Below are 14,922 nucleotides of genomic sequence, written 5' to 3' on the forward strand. Positions count from 1 at the left end.
TCTAGTGAATAACGTGCTGACTTACCTGGAATGGTCCGAACCGGATCTACGCGTGGTACGAACCATAACGGAAGCTGCCGTAACCCGTGACGATATTTTTGTGCGCAAGCTGGTGAATGCGACTGTATTCCGCAACGCCTTGTTCGAGCATACGGCGAACGAGTGCGAGGACGGCAAACGCCATCATATTTATGCCAAACCTTTCAATAAATTCGACGATGCGGTTTACGGGCAAGCCATTCAGAATGCCCTGCATGAGTACGTCACCGTCTCGCCTTATATGGAAGTCGAATATTTGCTTTGGAACGGCTACCGCTTTAATCCTTGCGCTTTACCGCTTCTTCAACCGGCCAGCCCTCTCGAATTTGCCCAGCTTTTGCTCGATCATTATATTGTGAGCGAGCAGAAAACCTATGAGACGGTCTATACCGTCTACGACATGGACCGAAGCAAAATCGTTGTTTTTTTGAAAGGAGCGAACCTTTAGATGTCCGATGAACAGGCAAAGGCGGCCGGCTCCAAATTAAAAGCGAGAAGCCAGAAGGCGCTTGCCTTCGCTCTGCTGCTCACCGTTCCCGTTGCGCTCAGCGGCTGCAATACGTCGAGCTCGCGCGTCTGCGTGGATAATGATAATGACGGCTACTGCGATGATGACGGCTCAAGCCGCGGCAGCACCTATATTTCAAACGGCAAAACGTATAAAAAATCTTCCAGCTACAAATCCAGCTCCTCGAAGGGCTTTGGCAGCTCCGGCATAAAGAGCAGCAGCGGAGGCTGATTCTATGAAGCGTGTCATACCGCTTACACTAACTCATGAAGAACTGTTTCAAGGCGATCTCGCTGAACGAATTCCATACCATCGTATGTATGGCAAGCAATACTGCCTGCCTTCGGTTACAGGGTATACACGGGCTGAATACGAGGAGCTCCAAGCCGCCTCAGAGCAAGTAGACCGCATTTACTGGAAAGCGCTGCGGTTTGTTCAGCGGCATTTGCCCGACGAGTTTTTAAAGGCACAATTAGGCATTCATCCCTCCCTTATTCGAGCAGCACGCATAGAGACGCCTTGCCACGGGGTATCCAGGCAGGACTGGATCCTATCGGCGCAGGGCATGAAATGCATTGAAAATAATACCGATACACCGACCGGCATTCCGGAAACGGCCTTTTTGGGAAATGCGGCCGTCACCAGACACACGGCGTTTCGTTCCGCTTCCGCGGGAATGGACGAAGCGCTGGAGAAAGCTTTCCTGAGACTGATTAATCATTATCAAAACGCAGGCTTAACCGGAACGATCGCCTGCACCTGCTACGATTGGCATGTCGAGGACAAATGCAATACGGAATATATCATGAATGTAATTTCCGGGCTTGGTTATTCCGTTATCTTCGTTCCTCTGGACCAGCTCGTGATCGCGGAGGGTGACGGATTGTATGGAAACGGCGAGCGCATCGATATCTTATACCGGCTATATCCGCTTGAATATTTGATTCATGATACCGAGGAAGAAACAGGCCTGCCTGTCGGTGAGGCGCTTATGGAGCTTGTTGAGCAAGGGCGGCTGGGGTTAATTAATCCGCCGCAAAGCATTCTCACGCAAAGCAAAGGATTCATGGCGCTCATTTGGGCGTTATATGAGAGAAACGAGCAATCCGCAGACCTGCTTGGCCAACCGCTTTTTGACGAGGCAGAGCTCCGGACCATTCAAAAATATCTTCTTCCCTCCTATTTCGAGGATACCGTATTCGTTCAGCAGCAAATTCCTTATGTCGCCAAAAGCTACTGGGGACGCGAAGGCAAGGGAACCACTCTCTTTGCAGGGGATGGAACGCTGGAAAGCGAAGAATGGGGGATTCAGGAGGAGGGGGATGAATCCAAGGAAATCAAGCAGTACTACAGCGAGCAGCAAAAAATTTATCAGCAGCGCGTGACGATGCAGGAAGTCGCGTTACATACCGAGGCCGGCCCGCTCCAAGGGTACTTATTAACCGGAGCCTACGTCATCGGCGGCGCTTTCGCGGGCCTGCTGCCACGCGTAGGCTCGAAGATCACCGGTGACATGGCCTATTATTGCCCCGCCGCCATCGTGGAATAACGGCGTATGCTTTCGAAGCGAGTTTTGCTTCACAAAACTTTAAGCGTATGCTTTCGAAGCGAGTTTTGCTTCACAAAACTTTAAGGAGGAACAACAATGAATGAATTTTTGCAAAATGCCGGCAACGTTGGAATCGGCCTTGTTCTTCTGCTCGTCATTTTAGGCGCAGGCGCATTTGTATTCAGTAAGCTGACTCGTTACAATGATGCCGCGGAAATCAATAAAGGCAATCAAGCCGCGGGCATTTACATGGGCAGCAAGCTGCTCGGCTTGTGTATCATTGTTGCTATGGTGTCGTACAGCTCCGATTCATGGGTATCCATGTTGATTTGGTCCGCTATAGGCATCGCCATTTTATGCCTCGTCTATGTATTATTCGATTTTCTTACGCCGCGCTTTAAAGTGTGTGAGCAGATCGAGCAAGGAAATCTAGCCGTCGCACAGCTTCTTCGTTCGATCATCATCGGGGTATCGATTGTGATCGGTACATTCTTAATGTAATCTTCACTAATAAAAGCCGCCTCACAGCAGAATTATATTGCTGTGCAGCGGCTTTTTTTCATCTTATAAATGCAAAAGGAACCATCGCTGTAATTCGCGTGATTCCTTCGGTGTTTTTTATTTAGTTTCGCTTGTTTCTCTTGTAAAGTCGGGGTGCGTTTTAACATCGGATTAACGCCCTGCCAGCTCCCACGCAGCGCATCCGGCGCCATTCGTCCTTGCTGCGCCAGCTTCTGTCTTGCTTTTTTCGCTTTGCTCATGGTCATATTTCTTACCCTCCCGGTAATTTAGTTTAACGTTTTGCGAATCATAGTCCGCTTCACTCTATTATACGCGGGATGACTCATTTGCGAAAGTCGTTACAACATTTACAAGCGCCTATAATCCTTGCGCAGCATGGAAAATTGCAGAAGCTCCACAACCTGCCCTTGCTCGAACTCGTATTCCCGCAATTCGCTGTCCTGACTAAAACCAAGCTTAGCCAGCAAGCCGATGGAGGCCGTGTTAGCAGGATCTACTTTTGCTTCGATGCAGTGCAATTTCATGCAATCGAAACCAAAAGCGAGGATCGGCGCCGATACTTCGCTCATGATTCCTTTCCGCCAATAGCCGGGAGCCAAATCATAGCCTATTTCGGTACGGGCATACTCTTTCTCGTAATGAAGAAATCCGCAGGTTCCGATAACCTTGCCTGTAAGCTTATCCTCAATTAGCCACCGTATGCCCACCTGAAGAGCGAACGTTTCGAGATGCCAATTCATCTCTTGCCAAGCTTCCGCTTGATCGGACAGCGGCAGCAGCGGCGTATATTTCACAACCTCGCTATCCGAATAAAGCTCATAAAGATCAGCGACATCCCGTTCCTCTGACTTTCTCAAAATAAACCGTTCGGTCTCCAGCCGGGGAAAAGTCTGAAATGAGAACGCCATTGCCATTTATCCAGCCCCTTTTATCATAGCAAATCGAATTCGGCCTGCTGCTAAACATTGAATGCTGCCAGCTGCATACAAAATAACCGCCGATTGCGGCGGTAAAAGAACGGAGCCTCACTGACTCTGACAATATGATGACAAAACAAAGCTTTGAACCGTTTCGCGCACCTAAAATTACTGCTTCACTCGTTGCCGAAGTACTGCTTTATTTTAGCGCAAACAGCCGAGAAAATACATCACATTATGTTATATAAAGGCTTCGGGACGTATGATCGCTGCCAACAGTCCAGGAAAGCGGGTATTCAAATCGTCGTCGCGCACCGTCAAAAAATGCTGGGTCCCTTGCTTGCGTACATTCAGTACGCCAGCCTCCCGCAAAGTGCGGACATGATGGGTCATCGTAGATTTCACAACCGGAATATCAAAGTGACCGCAGGGCTGCTCGCCGCTTCTCACGATCGTGGTTACGATACGAAGACGGATGGGATCGCTAAGTGCATACAATACGGAAGTCAGCTCAATATCCTCTCGGTTCGGATGAAATAAAATTTTCAAACGCCTTCACTCCTATCTGTCTCGTCATTCCTTTATTGCATTATAACATAGCCCATGCTATATTTTCATTGTACGATAATTATCGTACAATGAAAATATAGAGAGACACAAATACTCGCCTTGGAGGTTGTATGAGAAACACTGCCGCAGTTAACGTCCCGCCTTTAATATCCGAGGAACGCCCCGCTTTTCGGGACGCCCTTCTCATTCCCCTTCTAGGACTGACGATCATTATCGTCATTATGAATACCATGATGTTCAATTTGGCGCTGCCTCAGGTAACGGCCGAATTTACGCTTTCACCGACTGCCGCCTCTTGGATCATAACGGGGTATTCGATCGTCTTTGCCATTTCCTCCATCACGTTTAGCCGGCTGTCCGATTTTGTGCCTATACGTCTTTTGCTGACCGTTGGATTAATCGCGATGGGCGGAGCGTCCGTGCTCGGTTTTTTTAGCCATCATTATACGCTGCTTCTGGTAGCCCGGCTGTTTCAAGCCTCGGGAGCTGGGTCGGTGCTCAGCTTAACCATTGTGCTCATTACGCGTTTCATTCCGCTCGCCAGACGCGGGAAAGCGATGGCGCTCATTACTTCGGCCGCTTCACTTGGACTAGGGCTCGGCCCTGTAATCGGCGGCGCCATTACCCAGTACTTAGGCTGGAATGACCTGTTCATCGTAACCGGCATTTCATTGCTGCTGATCCCGGTATTCTACCGTTTCCTGCCGAATGAGGCTTCGAACAAGGGCTCCTTCGATGTCATTGGCGCTGCCCTTGTCGGTATCGGTTCAACAGGCGTACTGCTTTATATAACCAACCATTTTTGGGTCGCGCTTATCGGCGGCGTTACCGCGCTGGTCTTGTTTTGGATACGAATCAACCGTGCCGCGAATCCGTTCGTCCAGCCTTCGTTATTCCGCAACAAACGGTATATCCGTCTGATTTCGCTCGGCATTATTTCGTATATCAATAATTTTGCAACGCTTTTCTTGCTGCCGCAGGTGCTCATTCACTTATTCGAGCTCACGCCGGGCCAAGCCGGTCTCATTATTTTCCCCGGAGCGCTCGTAGCGATGCTGGCCTCAGGCCGCATCGGAAAAATCATCGACCGATACGGAAACAGCCTGCTGCTTCGCGTCGCGCCTTGGCCTTTGCTCCTCGCGGCCGTTTTCTTTGCCCTTTTTGCAGATCGCTCCATCTATGTTGTGATGGTCATTTATATTTTGATGAGCGTAGGCTTCTCTGCTTTAAACTCAGGCGTATCTAACGAGCTGTCGAGAATCTTGCCCGGTGAGCATGTAGGCGCAGGCATGGGCTTGTTCCAGCTGTCCCAATTCATTAGCGGTGCTTTTAGCGTCGCGATCAGCGGGATCATCCTATCCGCGCAAAGCGAGCTGCCGCTAAGCCGAGCATTCTCCAACATTTTTTGGGGCATGGGTTTGATTGCCGTATTCGCCATTGCGGCCTCTTGGTTGTATTACGCATCAGCGAAGCAGCAGCAACTAGGCCGGCATACACGGCTATGAACCGGATAAATGCTTCAAAGCCTCCTTCTTGCTGAGCGGCGAGAGCGGCGTTTCTTTAACAAACCGATGCACGCTGACTGCATCGGTTTTTGCATATTCCCGAAGCGCCCAGCCGATCGCCTTGCGTATAAAAAATTCACTTTCATCCTTCGTAATGCGTATATAGCCGAATAAACGCTCCGTATCGGTGTGATGCTTATAGCGCAGTTGAAACAATAACGCGGTCCGGCGCAGCCACATATTTTCCGATACGATCCAGCGCTCCGTGCAGGCATCGATTAATTCCGGGTATTTCGAGAGCTGATAGCCGACTAAATGGGAAGCCAAAAAATCGACCGTGTCCCACCAGGAATGGGTCGTTATCCAGCGCTCCAGCCGATCGATATGCGCGGGCAAGGCCTCCTTGCCGTATTTCTCCAGCAACCCCATCGCAATGTAATGAAACTCGCGTTCGGGCAGCTGCCATAAATACTCCGCGGCTTCAAGCAGTTCTTCTCCCTTCGGCTTAACATGCTGCTTCCAAAATGCCCGCAGCAGCGCTGTTCTCTCCGGCGTTTTAATTCCAAGAAATACAAATTGGCCGCGCATGTACGCCTCCATCGGCAATGCTTTTTCCGGGTCGGCATGCTCCCTAAACAGAGCTTCGAGCGCCTTCGCAATATTTGTCATCAAAGCGGCCTCCTTTTCCTTGAACGATAACATAAAGCAGCCCCGGCCATCAATCACGGCCGGGGCTGCTTCAATATTCGTTTAGGAATGCATGCCGTTAAGCCGCTTCACCATTCAAATACCTGTAGAATGGCTTATCGACCCAGAATTGCTTAGGCGTAACCACCACATTTGGATCAATCGCTTTAAATCCTGCCACTACCTTGGCGGAATCCTCATTCAGCGAGAAAGGATTAACGGTATAAGGACTGTCTGGATCCGTAATAAAATTGTTCGTAATGATTTCATAATCCTTTAGCTCGGTTTGCGAATAGTAAAGCGGCTGCCACCAGGATGCGGCAATCAGGCCCGCTTGGCCCTCTTCGTTTTTCTTCGCATACGTCAAAATCACGTTTTGGAAAGCTTCTTTGTCAGCCGCATTTGCAAATTCGAATGCAAGGTCATATTCTTTATCGTAATTAATGTAATTGCCGTTTTCAATTTGCACGACATTAGGTCCCGGCGTGCCCCATTCGGCTAAAAAGATAAAAGCGGAAGTCTTTGGCTCGAACTGCACCTTGGCGTTCAAGCCTTCGCTGCGCAGCAGGCCGATCAGCTGAATCGCATGCTTAAAGTCGGAATGCCCGTAGATAAGGGACAGGGAATCAATGAAATTAGCATCGAAACGGGAGTCTTTGATATTGTAACCCGTAATTAAATCCTGCTTCAGCGCGGTGTTGACAATCGTTTGCAGCTTAGGAGCGTTAATGATATCGGAAGTCTCGTATGCCGTGTTCAGCTTCGCAAAAATATCGCTGTCGTTCACATAGCCGAGATACTTTTTGTACAGGCCTTTCGTAATTAACACTTTGCCGAGCAGCGTATGGATCAATTGCGTGCTTGCTGCGTTTTTCGGCTTAAAGCCGGAATAAAGGTCAGCCGTCAGCAGGCCTGCGTCCATCGCGGCTGCAACCTCTTGCGCGCCTTTCGTGCCGAGCGCGCTGCTTTTTACATTCAGCTTCGCCAATGCTTTATTCACCTTAGCAGCGGGGTATGTATATGCAAGCTCCTTCAGGTCGGCCGCCCTTACCGCAATCGCAACCGCTACGGCATTCGTGAGCGCTTGCTCGCCTTGAATGGAAGGTCCGGATAAAATTCCGTTTTCATACAATGCCGCAGCCGATGCGTAAAGCTCGCTGCCAGGCTGCACGTCAGAAAAGGTTACCGCTTTGCCCGAGGGCTCGTAGCCAAGAATAGCTGCGACTGCTTCAATAAACTCGCCTTTCGTTACTGTGCCGGAGAAGCTGACATCGAATTTCTCCTTCAAAAACTGTTTATACTGCGCCGCGCCGTCTTCCTGTGAAGCTGAAGAAGCTGGTACAGCTGCAGCTGGAGAGGCCGCAAAGGCCGTGGACTGCGCAAAAAGAATAAAAAAGGACAAAAGAAGCGCTCCCAGCAGTTTCGCATATGAAGCTTGTGTTTTTCCCATGAATATAACCTCCGTGTTTTTATAATTCCGATGAATTTAATCGGGAATAAGTAATTTCCATAGTATACCAACAGAAAAACACAAGTGTCAATAAATATATTCTTTATTCCGAATACAAATGGTCATCGTCCGCGATGCTTTGAATATCCTCGGAGCTGATGCTGATATAGGCATAGCCCTCTGCCTGCTGCTTCTTTAATGCTTTTTCTTTGAAAAACTTCGGGCTGCCCTCGCCTGCATCCTCATCGTAGACGAGCAAAATGCCATCCGTTTTGCGGAACAGCAGCTCGTCCCGCGCTGTAAACTGCCATATGCCGTTATACGGCTGGTTGCTGACCGACGCGTAATAATCGACCCCTTTTAAAACCTGCTGGTAAAATTCCTTTTTATCGTCTTTCCACTTTTCTTCCGGGTTGCTGTAAGCCGAAATGATAGACAGCCTCAGGTGAGGATAGATTTCTTTGAGCGAGATCACTACCTCGCAAGCCCATAGATCAACACCGTATTGGCCGGGCGTAATGACCCATTCCAAGCCGTCTTCAATAAGGGGTACCAGCTTGCCCATCAGCGCTTTTTTGATATAAACGATGCCCTCATGCTTTTGGCTGAAAATATTAAGCTCATGGGCGCGATAGCCTGTAACGAGTAAATTTTTCATTTTGTTCAACGCCTTTTCGGATAATTATGGTTTACATCTCTCCAGTGTATGCTATAGTAGAAAAAATACAAATTGAATATCGACCTAATTAATTCACTAGGGGAGTCTTACGGCTGAGATGGAGCACATGCTCCGGACCCTTGGAACCTGATCTGGATCATTCCAGCGGAGGGAAGTGGAGCAGAAGCATTCATTCATGCGCGAAAGCCTTGTTGAACGTTAGACCCGCTCATTTTCCTTCGGAAATGGGTGGGTCTTTATTTGTTTACGGGGGGATGCGTATTACCGCGTTATTATCGCTTCATCAGTTAGGCTACTCGTTTGCTTCCACCTCAGAGAAACCGGTCTTATCCCATTTATCCTTAGAAGCATACGCAGGGGAATTCGTATCGATCATCGGCGCAAGCGGCTCTGGCAAGAGCACCCTCTTCAAGCTGATTGCCGGATTGCTGCAGCCTAGTCAAGGCGAAATCAGGCTGCGCGGCAAGCCTGCGCCGGATCGGCTGGGCAAAATCGCCTATATGCCGCAGCTGGATTTGCTGCTTCCCTGGAGAACCGTGCTCGAGAATTGCTTGCTTCCGCTTGAGCTGGCGCGGGGGAATCAGCTGACCGGCATCTCCCGCATCACGGAGCTGCTGGAGCATTTCGGTCTCGCAGGCTATGAACACGCTTATCCCGATGAGCTGTCCGGAGGCATGCGGCAGAGAGTTGCTTTCTTGCGGACCCTTGTGACCGGCCAAGAGCTGCTCCTGCTCGATGAGCCTTTCGGAGCACTGGATGCCATGACCAAACGCGGCATGCAGAAGTGGCTGCTAGAGCTTTGGGGCAGCCTGCAAAAAACAGTCCTCTTCATTACGCATGATCTCGAGGAGGCTATTTTGCTCAGTGACCGCATTTATTTACTTTCCGGGAATGAACCGCAGGGCGTTCAAGAGATCATCGTCAAGCTGCCTAGGCCAAGACATTATGAGCTAAATTACGAACCGGAATTTGTAATGCTGCGACAAGATTTGGAGCGAAGGCTGCATGCGCAAACCGCTTTTTAAAAAATGGCTGAACGATTACGGCCTCTTTATCCTGCTGCTCGCCTGCCTGCTGATGGCTTGGGAGTGGGTTGTACGCTTAGGCTGGGTTCCTGCCTTCATCCTTCCTGCTCCAACCTCGATCGGCGGGGCTTTTATCGGTGACAGCCAGCTTCTGCTCGGCCGGCATATGCTCGCTACGCTGCGCGAAGTCGCGTTAGGCTTTCTCTTATCCGTCTTGATCGGCATCGCCCTCGCCGCAGGCATGCAAACTTCCCGGACGCTGGAGAAGGCGATGTATCCGTTCATTGTCATTAGCCAAACGATCCCGCTCATCGCCCTGTCACCGATCTTCATCATGTGGTTCGGCTACACGATTTGGAGCAAGGTCGCCGTCGTATTCTTAACGGCCTTCTTCCCGATCGTTGTCAGCACGTATGACGGGCTTCGGAAGGGAGACCGCGAATACCGGGAGCTGCTGCTTACGATGGGCGCGACGCGCTGGGACATTTTCCGCAAAATACAAATCCCGATCGCGCTGCCCTCCTTTTTCTCGGGACTGAAGCTGGCCATCGTGTACTGCGTCGTTGGCGCCACGATTGGCGAGTGGCTTGGAGGCAATGAAGGACTTGGCTATTACAGCCGCAGAATGTCGAGCAGTTTGAATGCTGATTCGATGTTTGCGGCCGTCTCCCTGTTATCCCTGATCGGCATCGTCTTATTCGCTGCCATCGTGCTTTTGGAAAAAACGATATTGAAGAAAAGAGGAAAAAAGAAATGATCGCAATAACAAAATTAAAAGCGGCGGCTCCGCTGCTATTGGCGGCACTGCTGTTCATCAGCGGCTGCGGCGGCGATGCTGCCACAAAAAATAAGGAAACCTCTGCGTCTCCCGCCCCCGCTGCTGAGACGAAGCTCGAGAAGATCAGCATTATGCTCGACTGGTACCCGAATGCCGTTCATTCCTTCCTCTATGCCGCACAGAAGAACGGTTATTTCGAGCAGCAAGGACTTGAGGTGGATATTCAGATGCCCGCCGATACAAACGACGCATTGAAGCTCGTAGCGGCCGGTAAAGTCGATCTGGCCCTCAGCTACCAGCCGCAGGTGCTGATGGCTCGCGGCGAGAATATTCCCGTGAAGTCGATTGCAGCGATCGTTCGGCATCCGCTCAATCATCTCATGGTGCCGGAAGGCGGAAATATCAAATCGCCGAAGGATCTGGTCGGCAAAAAAGTCGGTTATTCCTCCATTCCGCTATACGAAGCCATGATGCGCACAATGATCAAACAGGATGGCGGAGATTCTCAAAATGTCGACATGATCGATGTAGGCTTTGACTTTATTCCCGCTGTTGCCACTAATAATGTGGATGCCATCATAGGCGGATTCATCAATCATGAGCAATTGCTGTTAGCCAAGGAAGGACATGTCATGACGGCAATCAATCCTGCAGATTTCGGCGTGCCTGATTATTACGAGCTTGTGCTCGTTGCCAGCGATCAAGGACTTAGCGAGAAGCAAGCGCTATTCAAAAAATTTACAACCGCTATAACCGAAGGACAGCAATTCGTTTCGGAGCAGGCGGAGCAGGCGCTGGCCATCTTGTTCGAGCATGAAGACCAAACCTCTCCCCTCGATAAGGAAATCGAAACGAAGAGCTTGGAGATCCTCCTGCCCCTTATGGATGCGGGAGAGCAAGCGTTCGGATATCAGGATCCCGCTTCGTGGGCCCAAGTTAAGGATTGGTTAACTTCGAACGAGCTGCTGCCGCCTGACATAAAGGCCGAGGATGCCTTTTCAAATTTATAATGGAGGAGATGAGTCGATGAAACGATATAAAGCGCTAACGATTGCAGGCTCGGATAGCGGCGGCGGCGCAGGCATTCAAGCCGATCTAAAGACCTTTCAGGAGCTCGGCGCCTATGGGATGTCCGTCATTACCGCCGTTACTGCCCAGAATACGCTTGGCGTTCAGGGCGTTTATCCGATGGAGGCCGCAGCCATTCGAAAGCAGCTTGATTCCATTGGCGAAGACCTGACGCCCTCAGCCCTGAAGACAGGCATGCTGTTCAGCAGTGAGATCATCGAGATCGTGGCCGCCAAAATCAAGCATTACGGCTGGCAAAACTTGATCATCGATCCTGTTATGGTAGCTAAAGGCGGCTCCCCGCTGCTTCAGCAGGAGGCCGTTCGAACGCTGATTAAGCATTTGCTGCCGCTCGCTCTTGTAACAACGCCTAATATTCCGGAAGCTGAGCTGCTCGCCAAAATGCCGATAAGAACACTCAGCGACCGTGAGGAAGCCGCCAAGATTTTGTTTCAAATGGGCTCCCGATATGTTGTCATCAAAGGCGGCCACAGCTCCGCTAGCGAGCGTCTCGTCGATCTTCTGTATGACGGCAAATCTTTTGTTTATTTAGAAAGCAAGCGCATCGACACCAGGCACACGCATGGGACCGGTTGTACCTTCTCAGCGGCGGTTACTGCCGAAATCGCGCAAGGAAAAACGGTACCCCAGGCGATTCGAACCGCCAAAGCCTTCATTCAAGCAGCCATCGAGCACCAGCTCGGCTTCGGCGGCGGACACGGGCCTACGAATCATTTTGCATACCGGAGCAGTCTTACGGGCACACGCTTGCCGTAATGTCTAGAATCATAACAAACGCCGCTTCCCATTAGGAAGCGGCGTTCTATGTTTATAAGCGGAGCCGCATTACGGTCTCCACCTTAGGAAGCTTCTCTATCGCCATCGAAGACTCCATGAAGCTTACGGCTTTTTCATATTTCGCCTGCTCGGAATCCTCCGCGGCATGGACACGTTCAGGCACCACGCCATAGCTCGTCAACGCCGCAGCAATCGTAATAAGCAATACTGACATACATAACGCATTTCGAATCATCGAATGTCCGCTCCTATTCCCGCCATCTCTTTTTCATTAATAAAAATAAGTATAGGTGATTTCAATCGAAATGAAATGGACTTCGGGAAGGATAGGATACTGGACCTTAGGCTGGCAAAAAATAAGCCTTACTCCTAAGAGTATAAGCTAGATTGCAGCAGTACCCTTGCGATTTCAAACGTATACAAGGGAAACGTTAGCGATTATCTACTTTTTCCGGGTACAAGTCGTGATTCATGAGGCGATGCTCTGCCATTTGTTCATATTTAGTGCCCGGTTTGCCCCAGTTGCAATACGGGTCAATGGAGATGCCGCCGCGAGGCGTGAATTTGCCCCATACTTCGATATACCTTGGATTCATTAGGGCAATCAAATCATTCATAATAATGTTCATGCAATCCTCGTGAAAATCGCCGTGATTGCGGAAGCTGAACAAGTACAGCTTCAACGACTTGCTCTCTACCATTTTGTGGTCTGGAATATAAGAGATATAGATGGTTGCAAAATCCGGCTGACCCGTCATCGGGCATAGGCTCGTAAATTCCGGGCAATTAAACTTAACGAAATAATCCCGGTTCGGATGTTTGTTATCAAACGCCTCCAGAATGTCCGGGGTATAATGAAATGCGTATTGCGTACCTTGGTTGCCAAGCAGCGTGACGCCGTTTAGCTCCTCCTTGCTTCTTCCTTCCATAATCCCTGCCGCCCTTCCTGTTTTTTTTGGTTTAAACGCCCTTCTTATTGCCCCATACCCAGGTATGAAGCTGCGGGAGCACATGGACCCGCTTCAGCTCCGTGTTCCCCATCACCTGTCCAATCAGCCATTCATAACGCTCTAGCAAATAGGGAAGCATCAAGGCAGGATCTGTTTCCTGCAGCTGTCCGTTCCCTGCTTGCAAATAAATAGGGACCAGCGGATAACGATGATGGACAGAGGTTGCGTATTCGAGATCCGCTTCGTCAAATACGACTGTTTTCAAAGAAAAGCCAGTGTTTCCCGCCGTTAGCTTGGATACAATGTCATCAAGCACCGCCCAATCCGTTTGCATTCCCGAGCTTGGCGGCTTTGGCGACAAGGTCAGCTCGTCGATCGACCAAAACCAATCCTGCCATCGGCTGCCCTGCGTCTCCAGCGCAACGCTAATCCCCTGCTCGTGAAGCAGATCAATCAAAACGTTCAGCTGCGGCAGCAGCGCAGGGTTACCGCCGGATATCGTCACATGATCAAAAACGTCTCCTCCGGCTGCCTTCAATTGCTCTATGATTTCATTTGCCGTCAGCATCCGTATATCTGCTTTGGCGCTGCCATCCCATGTAAATGCCGAATCGCACCAAGAGCAGCTGTAGTCGCAGCCTGCCGTGCGGACGAACATCGTTTTGCGGCCAATGACCATACCTTCCCCTTGAACGGTTGGCCCGAACACTTCCAGAACCGGAATCCGCTTGTTAGCCTGCATCATAATCCGCCTTTCTCTTCGGACGGTAGATGCAGTAGCTCGTCGGCGTTTCACGCAGATAAACCTGAATGCATTGCGGCTTGTTCACCGTGCCGTCCAAATGCTTCTGTACGATTTCGGCAATCGTGCGCGCCACCACTTCCGTCGTCGGAAAACGATTGGACTGCTCGTCGCTGAAGCTCTCCTTGTCGTCATTGAGCAGCGAATGGTCGAACCGGTCGTGAATAAGACGCTTAATAATCGCAAAGTTGACTAAAAACCCTGCCGCATCAAGCTCATCGCCCGCGATCGTTACATTCGCGTAGTACGTATGTCCATGGAGCTGCTGGCATTTGCCCGCTTCCTCGGCCGGCACGAAATGGGCCGCGGCAAAATGAAAATCCTTGTTCAACTCATAGCAATACGGGTGCTGGGCAACGGGATAGACCTGCTGCAGCATTATGATTGTACTCCCTGTGTGCGCTTGGCAAGATATTCATCCAGTCCTTTTCTCCGAAGCAGGCACGCCGGGCATTCCCCGCAGCCGTCAGCAACAATGCCGTTGTAGCAGGTCAATGTCCGCGAGCGTACAAATTCGAACGCGCCCAGCTCATCCGCAAGCTCCCATGTCTCTGCTTTATTCAGCCACATCAGCGGCGTATCGATAACAAAGGGATAATCCATCGATAAATTAAGCGTCACATTCAGTGATTTTACGAATACATCCCGGCAGTCCGGGTATCCGCTGAAGTCCGTTTCGCATACGCCCGTCACGATATGCTTCGCGCCAAGCTGCTTGGCAAGGACAGCCGCAAATGTAAGAAATAAGAGATTTCGTCCGTCGACAAAGGTGGACGGGAGCTCTCCTTCTTTATGTTCAATCGCAATATCATCTCTTGTCAGCGCATTAGGCGCCAATTGATTGAGCAGGGACATATCGAGAACGTGATGCTTAATATTCAGCTCCTTGGCAATATCCGCAGCGCAATCCAGCTCCTGCTTATGCCGCTGTCCGTAATTAAACGTAACGGCCTCTACCTCCGAGAACCGTTCCATTGCCCAAAACAAACAAGTGGTGCTGTCTTGGCCGCCGCTAAACACGACAACCGCCTTTTCCTTTTTCATGCTGCATCTCCCTCTCTGGTTTGAGAAGATC

20 protein-coding genes and 1 riboswitch are annotated in these 14,922 nt (G+C 50.3%); of the genes, 9 read left to right on the forward strand and 11 right to left on the reverse strand.

The window, feature by feature from the left end:
- Positions 1-4 precede the first annotated feature (4 nt).
- The 4 genes from ACN6MW_RS01960 (at position 5) to ACN6MW_RS01975 (ending at position 2,597) form a co-directional block, all read left to right on the forward strand.
- The gene (locus tag ACN6MW_RS01960) at positions 5-487 is read left to right on the forward strand and encodes a hypothetical protein (RefSeq protein ID WP_419873978.1); all 483 of its coding nucleotides are present in this window, start codon (positions 5-7) and stop codon (positions 485-487) included.
- A complete protein-coding gene (locus ACN6MW_RS01965; protein WP_364149449.1) occupies positions 488-778 on the forward strand; it encodes a hypothetical protein in 291 nt (96 codons plus the stop codon). It begins immediately after the preceding gene.
- Positions 779-782: 4 nt separating this feature from the next.
- Complete coding sequence (locus ACN6MW_RS01970) at positions 783-2,096, forward strand: glutathionylspermidine synthase family protein (RefSeq protein ID WP_419873979.1); 1,314 nt, start codon at positions 783-785, stop codon at positions 2,094-2,096.
- A 96-nt stretch (positions 2,097-2,192) separates the two neighbouring features.
- Entirely contained in the window at positions 2,193-2,597 is a 405-nt protein-coding gene (locus ACN6MW_RS01975) for a DUF350 domain-containing protein (RefSeq protein WP_419873980.1), read from the forward strand.
- A gap of 32 nt (positions 2,598-2,629) precedes the next feature.
- Here the strand turns inward: ACN6MW_RS01975 and ACN6MW_RS01980 are convergent, their stop codons facing one another.
- From ACN6MW_RS01980 to ACN6MW_RS01990, 3 genes are all read right to left on the reverse strand, one after another.
- The gene (locus tag ACN6MW_RS01980; RefSeq protein ID WP_419873981.1) at positions 2,630-2,863 is read right to left on the reverse strand and encodes a hypothetical protein; all 234 of its coding nucleotides are present in this window, start codon (positions 2,861-2,863) and stop codon (positions 2,630-2,632) included.
- A 102-nt stretch (positions 2,864-2,965) separates the two neighbouring features.
- Entirely contained in the window at positions 2,966-3,532 is a 567-nt protein-coding gene (locus ACN6MW_RS01985) for a GNAT family N-acetyltransferase (RefSeq protein ID WP_419873982.1), read from the reverse strand.
- 243 nt (positions 3,533-3,775) lie between these two features.
- Entirely contained in the window at positions 3,776-4,084 is a 309-nt protein-coding gene (locus ACN6MW_RS01990; RefSeq protein WP_419873983.1) for an ArsR/SmtB family transcription factor, read from the reverse strand.
- Positions 4,085-4,215: 131 nt separating this feature from the next.
- Between ACN6MW_RS01990 and ACN6MW_RS01995 the strand changes: the two genes are divergently transcribed.
- Complete coding sequence (locus ACN6MW_RS01995) at positions 4,216-5,610, forward strand: MFS transporter (protein WP_419873984.1); 1,395 nt, start codon at positions 4,216-4,218, stop codon at positions 5,608-5,610.
- On the opposite strand, the gene ACN6MW_RS02000 is transcribed toward ACN6MW_RS01995, so the two are convergent.
- The 3 genes from ACN6MW_RS02000 to ACN6MW_RS02010 form a co-directional block, all read right to left on the reverse strand.
- Positions 5,605-6,279 (reverse strand): DNA alkylation repair protein, encoded by a 675-nt coding sequence (locus ACN6MW_RS02000; protein ID WP_419873985.1) that lies wholly within the window; start codon positions 6,277-6,279, stop codon positions 5,605-5,607. The two genes, ACN6MW_RS01995 and ACN6MW_RS02000, sit on opposite strands and share 6 nt — an antisense overlap.
- Positions 6,280-6,376: 97 nt before the next feature.
- The gene (locus ACN6MW_RS02005; RefSeq protein WP_419873986.1) at positions 6,377-7,747 is read right to left on the reverse strand and encodes a hypothetical protein; all 1,371 of its coding nucleotides are present in this window, start codon (positions 7,745-7,747) and stop codon (positions 6,377-6,379) included.
- A gap of 103 nt (positions 7,748-7,850) precedes the next feature.
- The gene (locus tag ACN6MW_RS02010; RefSeq protein WP_419873987.1) at positions 7,851-8,405 is read right to left on the reverse strand and encodes a DUF1273 domain-containing protein; all 555 of its coding nucleotides are present in this window, start codon (positions 8,403-8,405) and stop codon (positions 7,851-7,853) included.
- A gap of 88 nt (positions 8,406-8,493) precedes the next feature.
- Positions 8,494-8,596: riboswitch (TPP riboswitch) on the forward strand.
- Positions 8,597-8,680: 84 nt separating this feature from the next.
- On the opposite strand from ACN6MW_RS02010, the gene ACN6MW_RS02015 reads away from it, so the two are divergent.
- From ACN6MW_RS02015 to thiD, 4 genes are read left to right on the forward strand one after another with little or no spacing between them, the layout of a single operon-like run.
- A complete protein-coding gene (locus ACN6MW_RS02015) occupies positions 8,681-9,451 on the forward strand; it encodes an ABC transporter ATP-binding protein (protein ID WP_419873988.1) in 771 nt (256 codons plus the stop codon).
- Positions 9,432-10,208: an ABC transporter permease gene (locus tag ACN6MW_RS02020; RefSeq protein WP_419873989.1), complete on the forward strand. Its 777-nt coding sequence runs from the start codon at positions 9,432-9,434 to the stop codon at positions 10,206-10,208. Before ACN6MW_RS02015 ends, ACN6MW_RS02020 begins: the two co-directional genes overlap by 20 nt.
- Positions 10,205-11,239 carry an ABC transporter substrate-binding protein gene (locus ACN6MW_RS02025; protein ID WP_419873990.1) on the forward strand — a complete coding sequence of 345 codons (1,035 nt, stop codon included), beginning with the start codon at positions 10,205-10,207 and terminating at the stop codon, positions 11,237-11,239. Before ACN6MW_RS02020 ends, ACN6MW_RS02025 begins: the two co-directional genes overlap by 4 nt.
- A 16-nt stretch (positions 11,240-11,255) precedes the next feature.
- Positions 11,256-12,074 carry a bifunctional hydroxymethylpyrimidine kinase/phosphomethylpyrimidine kinase gene (thiD, locus tag ACN6MW_RS02030; RefSeq protein WP_419873991.1) on the forward strand — a complete coding sequence of 273 codons (819 nt, stop codon included), beginning with the start codon at positions 11,256-11,258 and terminating at the stop codon, positions 12,072-12,074.
- A gap of 52 nt (positions 12,075-12,126) precedes the next feature.
- Here thiD and ACN6MW_RS02035 read toward each other — a convergent pair whose 3' ends face one another.
- From ACN6MW_RS02035 to queC, 5 genes are all read right to left on the reverse strand, one after another.
- On the reverse strand, positions 12,127-12,330 hold the full coding sequence (locus ACN6MW_RS02035; protein WP_419873992.1) for a hypothetical protein: 204 nt from the start codon (positions 12,328-12,330) through the stop codon (positions 12,127-12,129).
- Between the two features lie 196 nt (positions 12,331-12,526).
- Complete coding sequence (gene queF, locus ACN6MW_RS02040; protein WP_419873993.1) at positions 12,527-13,024, reverse strand: preQ(1) synthase; 498 nt, start codon at positions 13,022-13,024, stop codon at positions 12,527-12,529.
- Between the two features lie 31 nt (positions 13,025-13,055).
- Positions 13,056-13,790 carry a 7-carboxy-7-deazaguanine synthase QueE gene (gene queE / locus ACN6MW_RS02045; RefSeq protein WP_419873994.1) on the reverse strand — a complete coding sequence of 245 codons (735 nt, stop codon included), beginning with the start codon at positions 13,788-13,790 and terminating at the stop codon, positions 13,056-13,058.
- Positions 13,777-14,226, reverse strand: a complete 450-nt coding sequence (queD, locus tag ACN6MW_RS02050) for a 6-carboxytetrahydropterin synthase QueD (RefSeq protein ID WP_419873995.1) — start codon at positions 14,224-14,226, stop codon at positions 13,777-13,779. The genes queE and queD overlap by 14 nt, the downstream gene beginning before the upstream one ends.
- On the reverse strand, positions 14,226-14,891 hold the full coding sequence (gene queC, locus ACN6MW_RS02055; protein ID WP_419873996.1) for a 7-cyano-7-deazaguanine synthase QueC: 666 nt from the start codon (positions 14,889-14,891) through the stop codon (positions 14,226-14,228). Before queC ends, queD begins: the two co-directional genes overlap by 1 nt.
- Positions 14,892-14,922 lie beyond the last annotated feature (31 nt).

It is taken from the genome of Pristimantibacillus sp. PTI5, from assembly GCF_048572955.1.
Classification (GTDB): Bacteria; Bacillota; Bacilli; order Paenibacillales; family Paenibacillaceae; genus Pristimantibacillus.